Annotated in this window: 22 protein-coding genes, 1 tRNA gene and 1 pseudogene; 22 read left to right on the top strand and 2 right to left on the bottom strand. The window is 53.6% G+C overall.

The features are described from left to right. Nucleotides 1-69 precede the first annotated feature (69 nt). The 21 genes and pseudogenes from IQ265_RS25805 to IQ265_RS25715 all read left to right on the top strand — a co-directional run bounded on the left by IQ265_RS25805 (nt 70) and on the right by IQ265_RS25715 (nt 18522). On the top strand, nt 70-825 hold the full coding sequence (locus IQ265_RS25805) for an SDR family oxidoreductase (protein WP_194058927.1): 756 nt from the start codon (nt 70-72) through the stop codon (nt 823-825). A gap of 270 nt (nt 826-1095) precedes the next feature. Then, a complete protein-coding gene (locus IQ265_RS25800; protein WP_194058925.1) occupies nt 1096-2061 on the top strand; it encodes an SDR family NAD(P)-dependent oxidoreductase in 966 nt (321 codons plus the stop codon). Between the two features lie 188 nt (nt 2062-2249). Further along, entirely contained in the window at nt 2250-2636 is a 387-nt protein-coding gene (locus IQ265_RS25795) for a RidA family protein (RefSeq protein ID WP_194059013.1), read from the top strand. A 247-nt stretch (nt 2637-2883) separates the two neighbouring features. Further along, a complete protein-coding gene (locus tag IQ265_RS25790) occupies nt 2884-3636 on the top strand; it encodes an SDR family oxidoreductase (protein ID WP_194058923.1) in 753 nt (250 codons plus the stop codon). A 219-nt stretch (nt 3637-3855) separates the two neighbouring features. Continuing rightward, nucleotides 3856-3972 (top strand): AraC family transcriptional regulator, encoded by a 117-nt coding sequence (locus IQ265_RS29165; protein WP_228038512.1) that lies wholly within the window; start codon nt 3856-3858, stop codon nt 3970-3972. A gap of 40 nt (nt 3973-4012) precedes the next feature. Further along, on the top strand, nt 4013-4132 hold the full coding sequence (locus IQ265_RS30920) for an AraC family transcriptional regulator (RefSeq protein WP_347405022.1): 120 nt from the start codon (nt 4013-4015) through the stop codon (nt 4130-4132). 135 nt (nt 4133-4267) lie between these two features. Next, nucleotides 4268-5167, top strand: coding sequence for a pirin family protein (locus IQ265_RS25780; RefSeq protein WP_194058922.1), 900 nt, complete (start codon nt 4268-4270; stop codon nt 5165-5167). A gap of 227 nt (nt 5168-5394) precedes the next feature. Next, on the top strand, nt 5395-6291 hold the full coding sequence (locus IQ265_RS25775; RefSeq protein ID WP_194058921.1) for a beta/gamma crystallin-related protein: 897 nt from the start codon (nt 5395-5397) through the stop codon (nt 6289-6291). Nucleotides 6292-6382: 91 nt separating this feature from the next. Continuing rightward, nucleotides 6383-7405, top strand: a complete 1023-nt coding sequence (locus tag IQ265_RS25770; RefSeq protein ID WP_194058920.1) for an LLM class flavin-dependent oxidoreductase — start codon at nt 6383-6385, stop codon at nt 7403-7405. An 88-nt stretch (nt 7406-7493) separates the two neighbouring features. Then, on the top strand, nt 7494-8138 hold the full coding sequence (locus IQ265_RS25765; protein WP_194059011.1) for an NADPH-dependent F420 reductase: 645 nt from the start codon (nt 7494-7496) through the stop codon (nt 8136-8138). Between the two features lie 451 nt (nt 8139-8589). Further along, entirely contained in the window at nt 8590-9543 is a 954-nt protein-coding gene (locus IQ265_RS25760; RefSeq protein WP_194058919.1) for an NADP-dependent oxidoreductase, read from the top strand. Between the two features lie 153 nt (nt 9544-9696). Continuing rightward, nucleotides 9697-10332, top strand: a pseudogene (locus IQ265_RS25755) (pirin-like C-terminal cupin domain-containing protein); the annotation flags it as partial. Nucleotides 10333-11163: 831 nt separating this feature from the next. After that, nucleotides 11164-11517, top strand: a complete 354-nt coding sequence (locus IQ265_RS25750; RefSeq protein ID WP_194058918.1) for a nuclear transport factor 2 family protein — start codon at nt 11164-11166, stop codon at nt 11515-11517. 129 nt (nt 11518-11646) lie between these two features. Next, a complete protein-coding gene (locus IQ265_RS25745) occupies nt 11647-12402 on the top strand; it encodes an SDR family oxidoreductase (RefSeq protein ID WP_194058917.1) in 756 nt (251 codons plus the stop codon). 236 nt (nt 12403-12638) lie between these two features. Continuing rightward, entirely contained in the window at nt 12639-12995 is a 357-nt protein-coding gene (locus IQ265_RS25740; RefSeq protein ID WP_194058914.1) for a hypothetical protein, read from the top strand. Nucleotides 12996-13281: 286 nt separating this feature from the next. Further along, a complete protein-coding gene (locus tag IQ265_RS25735; RefSeq protein WP_194058912.1) occupies nt 13282-13506 on the top strand; it encodes a hypothetical protein in 225 nt (74 codons plus the stop codon). A gap of 153 nt (nt 13507-13659) precedes the next feature. Continuing rightward, on the top strand, nt 13660-15213 hold the full coding sequence (locus tag IQ265_RS25730) for a serine hydrolase domain-containing protein (RefSeq protein WP_228038523.1): 1554 nt from the start codon (nt 13660-13662) through the stop codon (nt 15211-15213). 71 nt (nt 15214-15284) lie between these two features. Then, nucleotides 15285-15419 (top strand): CPBP family glutamic-type intramembrane protease, encoded by a 135-nt coding sequence (locus tag IQ265_RS29155; RefSeq protein ID WP_228038507.1) that lies wholly within the window; start codon nt 15285-15287, stop codon nt 15417-15419. Between the two features lie 290 nt (nt 15420-15709). Beyond that, entirely contained in the window at nt 15710-17533 is a 1824-nt protein-coding gene (locus tag IQ265_RS25720; RefSeq protein ID WP_194058908.1) for a CocE/NonD family hydrolase, read from the top strand. A gap of 76 nt (nt 17534-17609) precedes the next feature. Continuing rightward, complete coding sequence (locus tag IQ265_RS29150) at nt 17610-17726, top strand: alpha/beta hydrolase (protein ID WP_228038505.1); 117 nt, start codon at nt 17610-17612, stop codon at nt 17724-17726. A 55-nt stretch (nt 17727-17781) separates the two neighbouring features. Beyond that, nucleotides 17782-18522: a CPBP family intramembrane glutamic endopeptidase gene (locus IQ265_RS25715; RefSeq protein ID WP_194058906.1), complete on the top strand. Its 741-nt coding sequence runs from the start codon at nt 17782-17784 to the stop codon at nt 18520-18522. Between the two features lie 204 nt (nt 18523-18726). Here the strand turns inward: IQ265_RS25715 and IQ265_RS25710 are convergent. Together IQ265_RS25710 and IQ265_RS25705 are read right to left on the bottom strand one after the other, a co-directional pair. Continuing rightward, a tRNA-Ala gene (locus tag IQ265_RS25710) sits at nt 18727-18799 on the bottom strand. Nucleotides 18800-18924: 125 nt separating this feature from the next. Further along, nucleotides 18925-19200, bottom strand: a complete 276-nt coding sequence (locus IQ265_RS25705; RefSeq protein ID WP_194058904.1) for a Precorrin-3B methylase — start codon at nt 19198-19200, stop codon at nt 18925-18927. A gap of 91 nt (nt 19201-19291) precedes the next feature. Here IQ265_RS25705 and xth point away from each other — a divergent pair, with 91 nt between their 5' ends. Further along, entirely contained in the window at nt 19292-20080 is a 789-nt protein-coding gene (xth, locus tag IQ265_RS25700; RefSeq protein WP_194058902.1) for an exodeoxyribonuclease III, read from the top strand. The last annotated feature ends 175 nt before the right edge of the window (nt 20081-20255 follow it).

Below are 20255 nucleotides of genomic sequence, written 5' to 3'. Positions count from 1 at the left end.
CTCCTACACGTATTGCTTATTAAGTTTTTGACAAAGTAACATAACCATTCACAACAAGAGGTAACTACTATGATGCTGAAAGACAAGGTTGCTTTAGTGACCGGAGGAACATCGGGCATTGGCAGAGCAACGGCGATCGCTTATGCCCAACAACAAGCAAAGGTTGTTGTTGTTGGCCGTCGAATGGATGAAGGGGAAGAAACGGTTCGATTGATCAAGGAAGCTGGCGGAGAGGCGATTTATGTGCAAGCAGATGTCACGAAGGAAGTCGATGTTGAAGCAATGGTTGATAAAGCGGTTGGCGTTTTTGGTCGATTAGATATTGCCTTTAACAATGCAGGAACAGTCGGCGAAAATCCCTCATTGACTGAGCAAACAGAAGCGGAATACGATCGCATTATGAACGTCAATGTCAAAGGCGTTTGGTTGTCGATGAAGTATGAAATTGCTCAAATGTTGAAACAGGGAAGTGGTGCGATCGTCAATACATCATCTGGGGCTGGAGTCGTTGCCGTTCCTAGCCAACTCCTTTACACCGCGAGTAAACATGCAGTAGTAGGCTTAACAAAAGCTGCTGCGCTCCAGTATGCCAAAGCGGGTATTCGCATCAATGTCGTTGCACCAGCAGCCATCGAAACAGATATGTTTGAAGCAGCGACAGGTGGACAGGATGAAGCCAAAGCTTACGTAACAGGACTTCACCCGATCGGACGAATTGGAACACCGCTTGAAGTTGCAAATGTAGTCCTGTTCTTATCATCTGATCTGGCATCGTTCGTAACAGGTGAAACGTTGATGGTAGATGGTGGGTATGTAGCGCAGTAGTCGATCGGCAGTGCAAAATGTTGCGGCCAAGTGGCGATCGACCTGCATCATCCGCTCGATCACTCTCCATACCGTTGGTTCCTCAAGAGTATCCAGGTAGTACGCAGTGTTTGATTGAGCAGTAATACATCTAAATGAGTCCATCATGACGACAATACTTGCAGGCAAAGTTGCACTGGTAACGGGTGGTTGTCGCGGTTTAAGAACGCTGATCGTAGGGTAGGCGAAAGATCAAAACTTTTACATTCACAATTAACGAAAGGAAAAGAAATGGCTGAAAAATTTGGTGCAAAATCGACCGCCGACGAGGTGCTTACGGGCATTAATCTCAAGGGAAAGCGATTTCTCATTACGGGTGCATCATCAGGCATTGGGCTTGAAACCGCCCGCTCACTGGTCTCTCACGGCGCTAGCGTCGTCGGCGCGGTCAGGAACCTCGCTAAAGCTGAGCCAGCCACTGCATCGGTTCGTGATGCCGCGTCGCAGGGCGGCAGCCTGGAGTTGATCAATCTCGATCTGGCATCCTTGCAAAGCATTCGTGCCTGTGCGGATAAACTGTTGGCTGACGGTCAACCGTTCGATGCTATCGTTGCCAACGCTGGCGTTATGGCAACTCCGTTCGGTCGGACGATCGATGGCTTTGAAGTCCAGTTCGGAACCAACCATCTTGGCCACTTCGCCCTGATCAATGGGATCGAGTCGCTGCTCGTCGATAATGGACGGCTGGTAGTCCTGTCGTCGCTCTCACATCGCGGTGCCGATATCGACTTGGACGATCCAAATTTTGAGCAGCAGGCATACGATCCATGGGTCGCTTATAGCCGATCGAAAACCGCCAATTCTCTGTTCGCTGTGGAGTTTGACAGGCGGCATCGCGATCGCGGCATTCGGGCTGCTTCGGTGATGCCCGGAAACAGTCTCACGGACCTACCCCGCCATTTCTCGCCAGAGGAGTTGCAGGGGCTTTTGCAGACCGTTGACGCAGCGCGCACCGAAGCGGGTCTGCCGCCGAAAGAGTTGAAAGAAATCCCGCAGGCAGCCGCGACATCGGTCTGGGCAGCAGTCGTGGCGAATAAAGACGAAATCGGTGGACATTATCTCGAAGATTGCGCGATCGCGCCGATTAATGACACGCCCAATCCGTTTGCCGACGGTGTCAGGTCGTATGCGCTCGACGCTAACAAGGCTAAGCAGCTTTGGGCAAAAAGCGAGGAATTGATCAGCGCTGCGTCCTGAAGGTTATCGCGCACATCTAAACGCAATCATCCATTCCACTTTCGTACTTGGATGAACAGTCACAAGAATGCCTGATTGACGTATAAGCCTTAATCACCATGCCTTACGTTTTCCGTAAACTCGACCAGGAAAACACCATGTCACAAAAACTCTCAGATTTTCAGCGACCCACAACAGGAGCATTCCACATGGCCCAGCGTGACGCCGTTTTCCCCGCCGGTCGGCATGACCTCTACACGTCACAAACCTATTCCGCAGCGATCAGATCAGGTGACCTCCTGTTTGTGTCCGGCCAGGTCGGCAGTCGCAGCGATGGCTCGCCCGAGCCGGACTTTGAGGCTCAGGTTCGCCTGGCATTCTCCAATCTCGAGGCGACCCTGCAAGCGGGTGGATGCGGGCTTGACGATATCGTCGACGTGACGACCTTTCATACCAATCCCGAGAATCAGTTTGGCACGGTCATGACCGTTAAAAGCGAAGTCTTCCCGGAAGCGCCTTATCCGAATTGGACGGCGATCGGCGTCAACTGGCTCGGGGGGTTCGACTTCGAGATCAAGGTCATCGCCCGTAAGTAGGTAGACCTAATTCATCGGCATGTTGGCCACGGTACAGCAAGGCTTACAGCGATCCAGGACTACGTTTAATTAGGCGCACCTACTTATTCCAGGCTGAATTCATCAGGCGGAGCGGGCGACGGGACAATCCGACACTGCACTCGACCGACCCAGCATTGTCATCAGGGCGAAGCAATTCGCGGGCTTACTGGTAAGTAAATTGCCGATTTGACGATCACATTAGTAATCACGTATCCAGTAGAACATTATGTCACAAAAACTTTCAGGAAAAGTCGCGCTTGTCACTGGCGGAACTTCAGGAATTGGTCGTGCAACCGCGATCGCTTATGCCCAACAACAAGCAAAGGTGGTGGTGGTAGGTCGTCGCATGGATGAAGGTGAAGAAACGGTTCGATTGATCAAGGAAGCTGGTGGAGAGGCTATTTTTGTGCAAGCAGATGTCACGAAAGAAGCCGATGTTGAAGCAATGGTTGATAAAGCGGTTGGCGTTTTTGGTCGGTTGGATATTGCCTTTAATAATGCAGGAATGGGCGGCGAAAATCCCTCATTGATTGAGCAAACAGAAGCGGAATATGACCGCACGATGAACGTCAATGTCAAAGGCGTTTGGTTGTCGATGAAATATGAAATTGCTCAGATGTTGAAACAGGGAAGTGGTGCGATCGTCAATATGGCATCTGTGGTTGGAGTCGTTGCACTGCCTAACATACCCCTCTACACCGCGAGTAAACATGCGGTAGTAGGCTTAACCAAAGCTGCTGCGCTCCAATATGCCAAAGCGGGTATTCGCATCAATAGCGTGGCACCAGGGGCAATCCAAACAGATATGTTTGATGCAGTTACAGATGATGCCAAAGCTTACTTGACAGGACTTCACCCGATCGGACGAGTTGGAACACCGCTTGAAGTTGCAAATACAGTCCTGTTTTTATCGTCTGACCTGGCATCGTTCACAACAGGTACAACATTGATGGTAGATGGTGGGTATGCAGCGCAGTAGTCGATCGGCAATGCAAAATATTGCAGTGATCGAGTGCGCAATAACTAGCTTTTGTCTGTTTTGTTGAGCAAGTTTTCAATCTTTGAACTATGCTAAACCATTACAACGCCAACCCTTGAAGCCAAGCGCAAAGGCTTAACGCACGCTCGATTACAGCAAGTACTTGGCTATGTTCGTACTCACCCTGATTCGGCAGAGCTGACGCTACGCGATCGAGATTTGTCACTGACTGAGCTTGCAGAAGTAATCAATATTAGCCCGACTTACTTTGCGAGTTTGTTTAAGCAAGCAATGGGAATGTCTCCTTGTCAGTACGTGATGCAACAGCGCGTGTAACAGTCGAAATTGATATTATCGAAAACAGATTTGGCGATACGTGCTACGCACAGGCCACGCCAACGCAGACATTGCCCTACAAGTTGGCTTCTTTAGTCAAAGCCATTTGACGCAGCACTTCAAGCGCTCCACAGGAAAGACCCTCAAGCAGATTCGTTAGCACCATAGGAATCTGAAAGAAATCGAGCCTTGGAACTCATTACATTGAAGTTAAGTTAGGCAAAAGTCTGAGGCAGCAACAGAATTAAGATTGTACCTTTGTCCACAACGTCAACTAAGAATGGATCCTACAAAAATGAGTATTCAGCAATTAATCACGCCTGAAAAGCACGACCTAGGTGGATTCAGCGTACAGCGCATCTTACCGAGTGAAACCCTAAAAATGGTTGGCCCTTTCATCTTCTTTGATCACTTAGGCCCATCTATTTTCCCGCCTGGAAAAGGCGTCGATGTTAGACCTCATCCACATATCAACTTAGCGACGGTTACCTATTTGTTTGAGGGAAGCCTTCTGCATAGAGATAGTCTAGGCACAGTACAAGAGATCTTTCCGGGCGAGGTGAACTGGATGACAGCGGGCAAAGGTATTGTTCATTCTGAGCGATCGCCCGAGAGCTTTAGAGAGAAAGAATCTACTCTTCATGGCATTCAGACCTGGGTTGCCCTTCCCGAAACCGCTGAAGAAGTTGAACCCAGCTTTTCACATTATCCGGCGACTGATTTGCCGAGGTGGACTCAAACAGGCACCAGCGCGACCTTGATCGCCGGTAGCTACCAGTCTCACCAATCACCCGTCAAAACCTACTCGGCTACTCTTTATCTAGCGCTCGTTTTCACAAAGGGTAGTGAATTTCAGCTAGAGCCAATAGAAGGTTTAGAAAGGGCCGTTTATAGCGTCACATCCGGCCTGTTCGTCAATGGAGAGCCGTTAGAGCCATATCGTTTAGCCGTTTTAACGCCGGATGAATCAGTAGATATCCGGGCGGAGGCTGAGGCAAAAGCAATGATTATCGGCGGGGCACCCGTGGGCGATCGCACAAAGTACTGGAACTTTGTGTCGAGCCGCTCAGCGCGTATCGAGCAGGCAAAACGAGATTGGCAAGACCGCCGCTTCCCGGCAGTTCCCGATGAAACTGAATTCATTCCGCTCCCTGATGATTCAGATCGCGATATTAGCGTGACCCCTCTGAGTTGACGATGGTTAGGCGTCTTTGCTGGGCGAGAGAACAGCCACACTTAACTCGTACAGCAAGGCTTTCTACTATTTCGGATTAAGTCTATTTCATCAATAGTCCGGACATTTGTCTGGGCAAGCGCTGAAACCCCTGATCTCTCGTTGACTAAACCACTGTGGAAGAGGGCTGAAACTCCCATTCTGCCGTTGGCTCCCAAAAACTGTTCGGAGTGTTGATAAATACAAGTATGAAAAAAACATTTTGGCTGTGGATAGTGGTTGGCATACTGGGTGCCCTATTGGCTCAGCCCGGCGCGATCGCCCAAACGACCCAAATTATTCTATTTGACGGGCCTGACTTTAGTGGTGAACAGCGATCGTTTTCCTTTGGGGTGCGTGACTTAAACAACCAGGGCTTTAACGATCGCGCCGAATCAATGGTTGTGGTCTCGGGCACCTGGCAAGTCTGCTCTGACTTTGGCTCCCGAGGCAACTGCACAACCTTTAGCCCGGGCAACTACTCGTCGTTGGGTTCCTTTGGGCTAGCCAATGCCATTACCTCCATGCAGCCCGAGACCACCACTACGCCGTCGGTCGGTGGCGGCGCTAGCCCCCGCATTACCGTCTATTCAGACCCTGGCTTTAGCGGTAACAATACCGTCTTTACTACTTCCATTAACAATCTCATCCCCCGTGGGCTCAACGACACCATTTCGTCGATCCAAATCGATGGTGGCAACTGGCAGCTGTGCGCCGACGTAAACTACCGGGGCAGGTGCCAAACCTTAGGTCCCGGCAGCTACAGCAACCTCAGCGCCCTGGGGCTGCAAGACACCATCAGCTCAATGCAGCTAGTCAGCAGCGATAGCTCGGGCAGCAGTGGGTCTAGCGGTAGCTTGATCACGGTGTACCTCGACGTTAACTACGGTGGTAGCAGCATCACGGTCTCTGACTCAATCTACAACCTGATCCCTCGGGGGCTTAACGATCAGATCTCCTCGGTGCGCATTCAAAGCGGCACCTGGCGACTGTGTTCAGACGTCCGCTACCGAGGCAACTGCCGTACCCTAGGCACCGGCAGCTACAGCGACCTGAGCGGTCTAGGCTTGCAAGACAACATCAGCTCGATTCAGCGCATCCAGTGATCGCGATTGCTGGAGATTGAACAGCCGGGACGGCTATCCCACAGGAATTGTCCCAAATATAGTTTCATTCGCAAAACGCATGGGAAATGACATGGAAGTTGGAATCGACAGTTTTGCCTCGGTTGGAACGAGTGAAAATGGTGAAGCAGCAGATGCCGCGCAGTCTGTCGCCGAACTGCTGGAGAGAATAGAGCAGGCGGATCGTTCCGGCTTGGATATCTTCGGTATCGGCGAGCATCATCGGCATGAATTTTTAGATTCGGCAAACGCGGTTATTCTCGCCGCTGCTGCCGCACGCACCGAGCGCATCCGTCTAACCAGCGCGGTTACGGTGCTGAGCGCGGCTGACCCGGTGCGCGTGTTTCAACAATTCGCCACGCTCGATTTGATTTCAAAAGGTCGCGCCGAAATGGTGGTCGGGCGCGGCTCGTTCACCGAAGCCTTTCCGCTATTCGGATTTAGTCTCGGCGATTACGACGAGATTTTCGCTGAAAAGCTCGAACTCTTGCTCAAAATTCGGGACAACGAAACGGTTGATTGGTCGGGCAAATTTCGCCCCGCGCTAGAAAACCAGGCAATTTATCCGCGTCCGCTGCAAAAGCCGTTTCCCATCTGGCTCGGGGTCGGCGGTACGCCGCAATCCTTCCGCCGCGCCGGAATGCTTGGACTGCCGCTCGTAGTCGCCATTATCGGCGGCGAAACGCACCGCTTTCGCCCGCTCATAGATTTATACCGCAATGCCGGAGAGTACGCCGGACACGCGCCCGAAACATTGAAAGTTTCATTGCATTCAATCGGTTACGTCGCCGATACGACCGAGCAAGCCGTTGAAGAGTTCTTTCCGGGCTACGCCGAAACCTTCACTAAAATCGGCAAAGAGAGAGGCTGGCCGCCGGTTACGCGCGCTGCTTTTGACGCGCAGCGCAGTGCGACCGGCGCGTTATTGGTTGGCAGTCCCGAAGAAGTGGCGGAGAAAATTCGCCGTCACAGCGAATCGCTCGGCGGCATTTCGAGGGTAACGTTTCAAATGGACAACGCGCAGATGAATCACGCTCAACTGATGCGCTCCATTGAACTGATTGGCACGCAAATGTCGCCACTCTTAAACAATTGAAAAATAGTAATTGCTAAATCGATTTACAAAGGAGAAACCTCCCATGTCTGACAGTACCCTTGGTCAAGAAAACTCTGCAAACATCGATATGAGTATCGGAATTATTGGTTCAGGAGCCCTCGGCTCGAACCTAGCGCGCATGTTGGCAAAAAATGGCATTGCAGCCACCATAGCCAACAGACGCGGACCGGAATCGCTGGCTGACTTTGTGGCCGAAGTGGGCCCCTCCATAAAGGCTGGCACTGTTGCCGAAGCCGCCAGCGCCGACATCGTCATTGCGGCTGTGCGCTGGGTCGATGCAGAGAAGGTATTTAGTGCCCTGCCTGCATGGAATGGTCGCATCGTTATTGACAGCACCAACTCAGTTGAATTCCTCGACCCCGATTCACCTGATGCCAAAGACCCCAGAAATCCGCTGGCAGCCTACGGTATTAGGGCTGTTGATCTAGGCGGCAAGTTCTCCAGCGAGGTGTTCAAGCAATACGTACCGGGTGCACGCGTAGTGAAAGCCTTTAATCATCTGGAGGTGAACCTATTGCAGGAGCCTAAAGTATCTGGTGGACAGCGGGTGCTGTTCTACTCAGGTGACGACGTCGATGCCAAAACCCAAGTGCGAAAAATCATTGACGGCACGGGTTTCTTCCCTGTAGATCTAGGCACTCTGGAAGCTGGCGGCACGATTGCGTCTTTGCCGTTTGGTTCATTGGCTGCGCACAACTTCATCAAGATCTGATCGCGCAGAAGAAGTCTCCGACGAGCATCGAAACTTCATCGCTTATGGCCCTGGCTGCGGGCCATAAGCGCATCGGGTTTCACGACTGTGAAGCCGCTGGGCGTTGGTCCCTATGTGATGAATACCTGCATGGGTGGCTTGAGCGGAGCACCCGATCAGCGACAGCAACACAACCGGACTGAACCATACCCTATGAAGTGAGCTACGCCACGTTTATGACTTTCAAGAATGGATTGATTGTCAACTACCGCGAATACTGGAACCCGATGGCGTTCATGGCCGCCATGAGCGGCGCGAAGTTCTGGTGACCTTGGCGAGTTGCTAAAACCCTTTCTCCCCAATAGCATTGTCTATCATCCACCGCAGATAAACTCTGCATCACAAACAAGCAACTCTCAACGGTCAGTATTTATCTACCTCAAGCTTCGTTCACCTCATTCCTAAAAAAGCAATGAAAGCTATTGTTCTTGACCATTATGGAACACCTGATGTTCTATATCTGACTGAAATGCCTGATCCAGTACCTGGTACTAACGAAGTATTGGTACGAGTCTATGCATCCAGCGTGAACCCTGTTGATATTGGCGTTCGACAAGGGCGTATTTTATCAAGTGAACCACATCGTTTTCCCATGATTTTGGGGTGGGATGCCGCAGGAATTGTTGAAGATGTAGGAGATGGTGTGACTGATTTTGTTAGAGGCGATCGCGTCGTACTGATTTCAGAGCAGCCTTCCAGCGGCAGAGGTACTCATGCAGAACTCGTTGCGGTTCCGTCAACACAGATTGTAAAACTGCCTGAAACCATCAACTTTGTAACTGCCGCTGCCATTCCTCTAGCCGGTATTACAGCTCTTCAAGCCGTTAAAGCCCTCTCGCTATCACCTGGACAACTGATTCTGATTAATAATCCACTGGGTGCAGTGGGCGGCTTTGCTAGTCAGATAGCACGGCAGCTAGGATTAAAAGTGATTTCCCCTGTATCACCTCACTTAGTAGAAGAAGCACGTACCCAAGGGGTTGAATGGGCGGTTCCAGTTGACCAAAGCTTGAACAATGCTGTTCGTGAAGTAGTACCTGAAGGCGTTGATGGGGCGATCGATCTGGTTGGAGCAGACATTGCCCATCAGACTTTCAGTGCCGTGAAGAATGGTGGAGCTTATACAACCGTACTTCCAGAATGGTGGAAGCCAGGAGGTCCTTACACTGAAGATCGAGTCATCAAACCAATCGTGGTAGAAAATAAACCCAATCAAGCTGACTTGTCTAAGCTAGTTGAATGGTTGAATCTTGGTATTTTATCTCCTCGAATTGAGCAGACATTCTCATTAGCTCAAACGGCAGAAGCACACAGGCTGCATGAAAAGCCTGGTTTGACTCGGAAGCTAATCATAGAGAATGCGTAAAAGATTTTCTTCAGCTAGGCATCGCTTTCACCTAAAACGAACTCAATTACCTATTCGCTAACCAACAAACACGGAGGATGATCATGTCCTATATCCTACACATCGACTCCAGTTCGGGCATTGAGCGATCGCTCTCTCGAATGCTGTCAAACCGAAACCGTCAGCTACGTCCTGGATGGACGGCTGGAACACAAGGGCTCGGTCGGTCATGCCGGACTGCTCAATCCCAGTGATGTGGAGTGGATGACCGCTGGGGCAGGCGTAGTGCATCCCGAATTGCCAGAAGCTGAGTTTACCCGCACGGGTGGGCGACTGCACGGCATTCAACTGTGGGTCAACTTGCCGCAGCGAGACAAGATGATTGCTCCTCGCTATCAGGAAATTCCATCAGCGCAGATTCCGGTAGCTCAGACCAAGGATGGGTCCGTGACGGTGCGCGTGATTGCGGAAAAAGCGTTGGGGGCGAAAGCGGTGATTGAAACCCGCACCCTGATTATCTACCTGCACTTCACGCTACAGGCGGGAGCAAGCATTGCTCAATCGGTGCCGAAAAAGTACAACGCCTTTACCTATGTCCTCGATGGGTCTGGTTTGTTTGGTACTGAGCAGGAACGGGGTGAGGATGGGCAAATGGTGATTTTTGCACCTGATGGTGAGAAAGTGGCGATCGCCAATCCTGCGGATGCCACCCAGCCCCTTGATCTATTGCTGATTGCTGGAGTGCCGCTGAATGAACCTGTGGTGCGCTATGGTCCTTTTGTGATGAACACTGAAGCCGAAATCCTGTAAGCAATCGGCGGCATTTCGAGAGTAACGTTTCAAATGGACAATGCGCGGATGAACCACGCCCAACTGATACGCTCCATTGAACTGGTTGGAATGCAAATGTCGCCACTCCTAAACAATTGAAATATGCGGGCATGGTTCAACTTAAGTCTTGCTAGGGTAACAAGACAGAGAAAACGGGTATGAAATTGGTTCTGCAAGTTTGGCTGAATGGGTAAAAACGGATTTTAGCGATAACCCTCCTAGATAGCTTCGCTTAGCGCAGATGTTGCCCTACAAATAGACTTCTCCAGTTAAAGCCATTTGACGCAGCACTTCAAGCGATTCACGGGAAAGACCCCCAAGCAGATTTGCAAACACCATAAGAATCTGAAAGAATCGAGTCTTGGAAATCATTATATTGAAGTTAAGTTAGGCAAGAATCTGAAGCGGCATTCGTGGGAGCTTTCATTGCTTTACGTTACTATCAGCCGAGAAAATTCTGCAACCATCGATTTTTATAAGGAAATCTATAGCTATGTCTGAAAATTCAAAAATCGGCTTAGGAGGACTGCTTCGCCCAGAAGATAGAATTCTAGTACTGATTGACCACAGCCCTATCAGTTCAGGTAATTTCTAAACGGATCGGAGTTTGATTTTATGCTGAAGGTCAACATTGATTGGAACTCGTATAACAACCCCGTTGCACGCCAACCATACAAAGATAGTTAGTTGAGTACGAAAGGTTGCTAGCGGCAGATGATGATGGGCGATCGCTCACTACGCTGAGGAGAAGAATAGCTGGTAGAGAGACCGTTCCGTTAAAGCATCCACTTGAACAGAGGAGAGATTTAGATGTCAGAGAACAATAAAGCTGTCTTAGAAGCGGCAAATGCGGCGAACGCAGCAGGCAACTATGAAGAATTCTTGTCATTCTGCACCGACGACACGCAATGGACGTTTGTAGGCGACAGGACCCTCAACGGAAAAGAAGCCGTTCGCCAATATATGGCAGAGACATACATAGAACCGCCAAAGTTTACAGTCACCAATTTAATCGCTGAGGGTGATTTTGTCACGGCACTCGGCGACATCACACTGAAGGACGAAGACGGGAAGGCGGCTCATTACTCGTACTGCGATGTCTGGCGCTTTCGCGGCGACAAGATGGTCGAGTTAAGGGCTTTCGTCATCAAAACCTCGGTCTGACCCGCCGTCGTCGTTCACGTCGTTTTCAACTTGCTCACTATCCCGGTGATGGCAATCGCTGGTATGGGCTGAGATGCGATCGAAGTTCAATTTTTGAAAGTCAATGTTGATTGAAACAGGAGAAACAGAATGATACTGCAAGATAAAGTGGCTTTAGTGACTGGTGGCACATCGGGCATTGGCAGAGCAACTGCGATCGCTTTCGCCCAGCAACAAGCAAAGGTTGTTGTTGTTGGCCGTCGAATTGATGAAGGTGAAGAAACGGTTCGATTGATCAAGGAAGCTGACGGAGAGGCTATCTTTGTGCAAACAGATGTCACGAAAGAAGCCGATGTTAAAGCAATGGTTGATAAAGCGGTTGACGTTTTTGGTCGGTTGGACATTGCTTCTAACAATGCAGGAATGATCGGCGAAAACCCTTCACTGATTGAGCAAACAGAAGCGGAATACGATCGCACGATGAACGTCAATGTCAAGGGCATTTGGCTGTCGATGAAATATGAAATCGCTCAGATGTTGAAACAGGGAAGTGGTGCGATCGTCAATACGGCATCTGCAAATGGAGTCGTTGCATTTCTTACCTTCCCCCTCTACACCGCGAGTAAAAGTGCAGTAATAGGCTTAACAAAAGCGGCTGCGCTTCAATATGCCAAAGCGGGGATTCGCATCAATGTCGTTGCACCAGCGGTAATCGAAACAGATATGTTTGAAGCAGCGACAGGTGGGCAGGATGAAGTTAGAGCTTACATGGCAGGACTTCACCCGATCGGGCGAATTGGAACACCGCTTGAAGTTGCAAATGCAGTCCTGTTTTTATCATCTGACCTGGCATCGTTCACAACAGGTGAGACGTTGATGGTAGATGGCGGGTATGTAGCGCAATAGTCGATTGTAATAGCAGCCTACGACGCCTAATCATGCGCTGCACCGGAACGCTACAACTTGATCAGTTGAGTTTTCAAGGTTATCTGCGTCCGGTGAGCTTGGTCGTTAGGCAGCGAGGGTGAAAAATAGACTTGATCGGAACTAAGAAAAGCAATCAATTCTTAAGCCGATTCCAAATCTTCTTGTAGCCTATTTGTCCATTGAGATTCTGAGTACTTTATTACCGAGAAAGTCCAATGAAAAGAGAGTTAGCGATAAACTTTTTGTTCTCGTTTGTGGGCGGCGCAATGATCTGGGCCTTGTCACCATCTTTATCCGAGCAGGTCGAGCCGTGGGATGCGGAAGGTTTTTATTATTCTGCAGCACTTCTTATTGTTGGCCTTACCGTTGGCTTTGCTCGGCCTAAACATGTTTGGTCACACTATGCCGGTATTATGCTTGGTCAACTGACGTATATGCTTTTTATTCCAGTTCTGCCCGGCAGTTCGTTCATTCTTGTTGGAGTCGCTTTTGTAGCGGCTTACTCCACAATCGCTTTAGCAGGAGCAGCAAGTGGGGCCTGGTTTCGTCGCGTCAGCCGGGGTGCGCGGTGATTTTGCTGCCTAACAAGGCACTGCAGCGAACCCGGCTCTCGCGCTCCGGTTGCAATCCACGCTGTCACTGTTGGCCGGGTCGCTGAGCTTGAGTTGTTATAGACCGGATGAATCTTGATGCCGGTGTGCGTACCGCGCTGGCTACCGAAGCAGAATTAAAGCCATCTTAGAAGCGGCAGACGCGGCGATCGCACTTAGGCAACCATGAAGGATTTTTGGCGTTCTGCGCTGACGGTATCGAATAAGCCAGTTGATGAAAAATCAGCATTTCATTGAGAGTAGTCCGATGATGCATTCAGGATTACAGCACAAGAATGGTTTTGAGCATGGGGATATATCTCAGACTGATTCTCTCCATGACTCTAACGTTAATTACGCCTTGATTGCGATCGCGCAGGAAGTCGCTGAGTTGCTGAAACAATCCTATTCAGCACAAGCTGATGATGAAATCGACAGCATAGAGTTAATAGTCGGAAGCAATTTTGCTGATGATAATCAGCGGCTGAGGTAGGAAAGGCTGTCTAAGGAGGCGTTGACTACACTCCGCTTACGACTAGTCGGTCTGCAGCACCTTAAACACCCCGCCCACCGCACCATATTCAAAGTTTAAATAAGGTTTGTCATGCACATATACGCGCTCTCCCGCGGAACGTTTCGATACTTGATGCTCACTATCGTCGCGGTCCTCGTCAGTTCAGTTGTAAGCTTTCCCCTCCTCGCCCAGCCTTCGTTCGACACGGCTCAGCTCGACACCTTCGTCAAGGAGATGATGAGCGCCTACGACGTTCCCGGCGTCGGGCTCGCGGTCGTCGAAGACGGCGAAATTAGCTACGTCCGGGGTTACGGGGTCCGTGACGTGACCACTGGAGCACCCGTCACGCCCGACACCCAGTTCGCCATCGGTTCGACCACCAAGTCGTTCACGGCGCTTGGCATGATGCTGCTCGTTGAGGAGAACCGCGTGGACCTCGACACGCCTGTCAAGACCTACCTGCCCGAGTTTAAGCTCTCCGACCCGGAGTCCACCCGCACGGCGACGGTCCGACACCTGCTCAGCCACACCACCGGCCTGGTGCGGACCGACGCCTCTACTTTCGACACGAGCGTCACCGCCGCGGACGTCATCAAGGCCGCCGCCACCACTCCGCTGGTCGGTAAACCAGGTGAAGTGTTCGTGTACAGCAACGTCAACACCATCATCGCCGGGGAGATCATCGAACGGACCACGGGAAGGTCGTGGGAAGACTTCACCCGCGAGCGCATACTCGAGCCCTTAGGCATGAGCACGGCGACGCTCTCTGTAGAGGAGCTTAAACGGCAGGATAACATCGCCCTACCGCACGTACTTGACGTGCTGAACGGCCTGCAAACTGCCGACTTCCTGAACTATGGGGCCGACGCCCCGGCGGGAGCGATTAACGCAAGCGCCGCCGAGATGGCCCGTTACGTGCGTTTCCAGCTCGGCGACGGCGCACCACTCGTGACTCAAGCGAGCCTAACGGAGATGCACAAGGGCCAGGTTGCCGCCCCCGACTTCAGCCTGCCGGGCACCTCCGCCGCCCGAGCACGTGCGGTAGCCGCGCGCCCGGAGGACGTGCCGCCCGCGCTCGTCACGGACGCCGAGTACGGCTTCTATTGGGGCGTTGAACGCTTTCTGGGGGAGAAGCTGGTGCAGCACAGCGGCAACGTGGACGGCCTTACGGCTAACGTGACCCTCCTGCCCGAAAGCCGTTCGGGCGTGGTCGTCTTCGCCAACGCCGAAGGGGCCAACATCTTTATGGAGACCGTGCGCCTGCACGTTGCCCAACTCTTGCTCGGTCGCTCCAGCCCCGACGTGAACGCCACCTTACAGGCGCAACTCAAGGTGTTAGGTCAAGACAACGCCAGCCGTAAGGCTGATCTGGAGGCGGCGCGCAGCTACCAGCCCGAACCGGACGAGTTTGTGCCTTTGGCAGGCACGTACGAGGGCCTCGCGGATCCTCAGCCGACCCAGGTGAGCGTGGTTGGTGGCCGCACCCTGATGCTCGAGTCCGGCTTTCAATCGATTCGCTTCTCAGCAGAACTGCTTCCTCTGGGCGAGAACCGCTTTATCGCGACCACCCAGCCGCTGATTGGTTATGTGTTCAGGTTTATCGAGGGTGCTGACGGGCGCACCATCGAGATGGAAACCCCGCTCGGTGCGCTGCCCCTAGCGACGCGCCGGTTGACAGACCGCTGAAGGAGCTAATTGCGGCCACAGGGGGAGAAGGACGCTGGATTCCTACCCTGCTAGAGGGTGGCAGCGGCGGGGTGCTGTCGCTGGTTCTGGCCACGCTGTTTATCGGTCTTCTCGTGCCCCTCGTCGAGGAACTGATCTTTCGGGGTGTTATCAATAACGCGCTGCTGCGCTACGGCCCGTTGATTGGCGTTGTGGCAGCACCCTGATCTTCGCTCTCGCTCACGGCCTCAATGTCATTTTTGTTGTGGCGGTGGTGGTGGGTCTTGTCTTTGCCGAGCTACATCGCCGCAGTGGGTCGGCCGGCCTAGTGTCATCGCCCACGCTGTCCAACAACCTGCCCACGGTCTTCGTGTTGGTGCTCACCAAAGCGGCCTGAATAATCACCATCGTGCGAAAGGAGTGTCTACCCATGACTCGCTTGTTTTCGAGCCATCTGCCCAATTCCGTGGAACGCACACACAACCCCGCGCCAACCGCACGCGCCTGGAGGAAACCCATGCACAAAGGAACGACCTACGTCCGAAGCCTGCCCCTGCTTGGGGCACTGCTGCTTGTCTTTAGCGCCTGCGGCCAGTTCGCAGCCGCGCAGCAGCCCGCGCCGGGGAGCGTTCCGGCAGAGCAACCTGCCCCCGCGCGGCAACCCACAGCCACGCCGCCACCCAGGCCAGAGGTAATCGCGACTGCTGCGGTTGCCACCGCCGACAGAGCGGTCACGCACGCCGAGAATGACCGCGTCCCGGAAGGCGCGGCCTGGACGCAGCACTACTTTCCGTCCTCGGATGGCTCCGACGTTGAACTACACGCCGATGTGCTCCTGCCCGAAGGACTGGCCCCAGACGAGCAGGTGCCGGTGATTCTGGTGGTCGGGCCATACTTGGGGCACTCCGGCCAAGAGAAACTAGAAAACCACGCGCACACCGGCCCCTCCAACCGCTTCAATGACTTGATCGAAGGGGCCGACCTGTTCGAGCGCGGCTACGCCTTGGTCATGGTGGACCTGCGCGGCTTCGGCGGCTCGACCGGATGCATGGACTTTGTGGGGCCGGGTGCTCAGGCCGATGTCAGGGCCGCAATCGACTGGGCCGCGACGCAGCCTTGGTCAACGGGTGCCGTCGGGATGTACGGCAAGTCCGCCGACGCCATCACCGGCCTGATCGGCAACAACCTCAACCACGACGCACTCAAGGCGGTCGTCGCGCAGGAACCCATCTGGGATGTGTACCGCAACTTCTGGTCGAACGGCGTCCCCCGCGCAACAATTGTCAGCATCCCCAGCTTCTATAACACCCTTGCGACGTTGCCCCAGATGCCGGACGACGACGAGCGTTACCGGACGAATGCCGAGTACGAGAAGACGACCCCAGGCTTAGTATGCCAATTTGACAATCTGCTCAAGTACCAGATCGCCGATCCCGAGTCCGATCACTGGATGACCCGTGACCTGGCGGAACAGGCTAAGGGCACCGACACGCCGCTGTTCGTCACGCAGGGCTTCCTCGAGTGGAACACCGAAGCCGAGGCGATCGAGGAGTTTCTCACGAACCACCAGGGGCCGCAGCGCGGCTGGCTCGGCCCGTGGGACCACGTACGGGGCAATGAGCGTACTGACGATGGGAAACTGAAGATGGGCCGCGAAGGCTGGTTTGAAGAAGTTATGTCCTTCTATGACCAGTATCTCAAGGGTATCGAACCGGTGGTGGCCTACCCGGCCTACGCGGTTCAGGGCAGCACCGGCACCTGGCGCGCCCAGGACGCCTGGCCGGTCGTGGAATACGCCGCCACCATCGCGCTCGGCGGCGGGTCGTACCTCGACGACGGCGCGGTCGCCGACCCCGCAGCCAAGGCATCCAACAGCTTCTTCGTCTGGTCTGAGCCGCTTGAGCAGCCAGTTCGCATTACTGGCGCGCCGCGGGTATCGCTTGAGATCGAGGGCTACGGCAACGTCATGGTCGCACTCTACGACGTTGCCCCCGATGGCAGCGCCGTTATGTTCGATCAGCAGGTGGCGGTGCTGCCCCCCGGCACGACCAGCTTCGACCTCAGATCAACCGACTGGACGCTGCTGGCTGGTCACGCGTTGGCCATCGAGATTGGCACCATTCAGCCCTCGCTAGCCTTCGACAATGACTGGATCGATACACCGTCGTTTGAAACAATCACCGTCAGCGACGTGCGGCTCGAGATCGCCCTGGACGACCCGGCCAACGACACACCGACACCTGGCGACCCGGCCACATGGCTGGACACCTACCGGCGGCTCTACGCGAAGCAGCTGTCCCCCGGCACTCCGAGCTTCACCCTGCCGACGGGAGACCGCTGACCCACATCCTATGCTGGGTTGTGCAGTACGCACGACCTAGCGCCAATAGTTCCACGAGGAGGAAAACCATGTTTGCTTGCTCACCGTCGAGGGCAAACAGCACGGTGTGGTCTTCGTCGCCGGAAACGCCTGCATCGACGACTACCTAATCAATATCAATCTGCCCGACGAAGGGACGACCTGCACCCTATGACGATAAGTTCGCGGACGCTTGATAACAATTCTAGAATGACGTTGAGGACAGAGTCATGGTTAAGCATAAAAACACTCGGCTGCGACTGTTTGGGCTGCTGTGGTTGGCGGGCATGGCTGGGGTGATGACTCTGGTGTTGCTGCCCTTACCCTTGCTCCCAGAGGGCGCCCCACCTGCCGCCGTGGTCAGGCTACTGATGCTGGTGCAGCCCACGATTTTGGTGTCGGTAGCGGTGCTGACAGGTGTGCTCCTAGCTCACCAGCTAGGGCTAATGGCACCGGGGGCAGAGGCGCTGGCCGATGGGCGATCGTGGCGGCAAGCCATGGTTCCTCAACTGTTGCCCGGTGTGGTGGGTGGGTTAATCAGCGGCGGACTACTGACGGCGATCGCCCTGCTGTCTCGCCCGCTGCTGCCACCAGCCTATGGGGCGGCTGAGCCCACCCCGCTGCTAGTGCGATTTCTCTACGGCGGTATCACCGAAGAAATTCTGATCCGCTGGGGACTGATGACGCTGCTGGTCTGGCTGGGCTGGCGATTGGGGCAGCAGCGCCAGGGTAAACCTCAGACCCGATGGGTGGTCGTCGCCATTGCCGTCTCCTCCCTGATGTTTGCTATGGCCCACTTACCCTATGCGATCGCCCTAGGACTGCCGTTAACCCCACCTCTCTTGGGGTTCTTGCTGATCCAAAATTCTTTGGTTGCAGTGGTTGCGGGGTATTTATTCTGGCGCTACGGGCTAGAGACCGCCATGATCGCCCACCTGACGGTTCATGCCGTGCTGGCCCTTATAGGCTGAGGCATTGGTGCATATACCAGTCAGTGAGCGCTGGGGCCAGTCTGGTTGAGGCCCACGGCGATACTGTGCTCACCATTGAGGGCGAACGGCGCACCATCTCCTTCCCCTAAAAACGCCTAAATCGATCCAAAAATGGCCAAAGTATAACAACAGCAACAAAGGCTACAATCCCTGCTGTGTGGTGGTTTGAGGTGTTTTTGGGAATGGAGAATAGGAGATTCGAACTCCTGACCTCTGCGGTGCGATCGCAGCGCTCTACCAACTGAGCTAATTCCCCTTACTTTGTATGCGATGCACCGTTGCGGTGCGATTGGCCTTCGGCCACCTGCGAGAACGCAGGGCTCTACTAACTAGCTAATCCTCCTAAGAACTGCCAGTATCTTACCAAAAACCGACCGTCTCCTATCGCTTTCGCCCTTTGGCCGATCGCCCCTTATTTCCCGGTGGCGTTTGATGGGCACCAAAATACTTTTCGCTGCGGTAGCGCAGCCACACCCGCAGGGTTTGGGGGATTTGGTCTTTTTGCTCTTTCGTTAGGGTGTTGTAAAGGGCCAGCGCTTTTTCTCGCTCACCCCGACAGGCGGCGTTGTTGTGGGCATCCCAGTAGCTGCGGGCGAGGCGAATGCGGCGACAGACTTCTTTGACTAAGGCTTTGCCTTCCGGGGGTTGATCTGACATGGGAGAGCAATTGGCTGTTGGCCACCCTGCGGAAACGCAGAGGCGGTACACTCTTTAAGCTAAACCATTGTGACTGCCTTCGCCGCCGCCGATGAAAATCGCTACCTGGAACGTCAACTCCATTCGATCACGCCTCGACCACGCGACTCAGTGGCTACAAACCAACCCCGTGGACGTGCTGTGTCTGCAAGAGACCAAGGTGGTAGATGAGTCCTTTCCTGCTGCGGCCTTTGCGGAGCTGGGCTACACCGCTTACATCCACGGGCAAAAGTCTTACAACGGGGTGGCGTTGCTCAGTCGGCAGCCCCTAGAGGAGGTGCAGTACGGTTTTGCTGCGGTGCTGGGAGAAGATCGCGTTGGCGATCTAGACGACCAAAAGCGGGTGATTGCCGGGCTGTGGGGCGACATCTATATTGTGAATCTCTACGTGCCCAACGGCAGCGCCATCGGCAGCGAGAAGTACGCGTACAAGCTGCGCTGGCTGGCCTGCCTTAGGGAGTATCTAACGGCACTGCTGGCGGAGTATCCCAACCTCAACGTCTGCGGCGACTTCAACATTGCCCTAGAAGACAAAGACATCTATAACCCTGAGGGCAAAGAGAAACACATTATGTCTTCCCCAACGGAGCGGGAGGCGTTGCGGACAGTACTGTCTGTCGGACTCAGGGACGGCTTTCGCCTGTTTAACGATGAGGGTGGGCACTTCAGCTGGTGGGACTACCGCACCGCCGCCTTTCAACGCAATATGGGCTGGCGCATTGACCACCACTACCTATCAGAGGCCCTCGGCGATCGCGCCCTCAGCTGCACCATCGACCTCGAACCCCGCCGCTGGGAAAAACCCAGCGACCATACCCCCGTTACCATAGAGTACGCGTAAGGCTTTAGGGCAAATCCCCTGCTAGAGCCTTCCTAAGGGAGTAAGATAGGCACATTAAGCAGGTTTTCTGCACACCAGGAGTAACCGGGGTTGGGGCTTCGGGTAAGGGTTTACCCACTGGGGCATGCCTGAAGTTTTACCCGAGGTCCAGGTGTGACAAGGCCCTATACCTGCT

Origin of the sequence: Nodosilinea sp. LEGE 06152 (assembly GCF_015207525.1) — a bacterium.
Lineage (GTDB): Bacteria > Cyanobacteriota > Cyanobacteriia > Phormidesmidales > Phormidesmidaceae > Nodosilinea.
The sequence above is the reverse complement of the archived record's forward strand: the minus strand, read 5'-3'. Positions and strand labels throughout refer to the sequence as shown.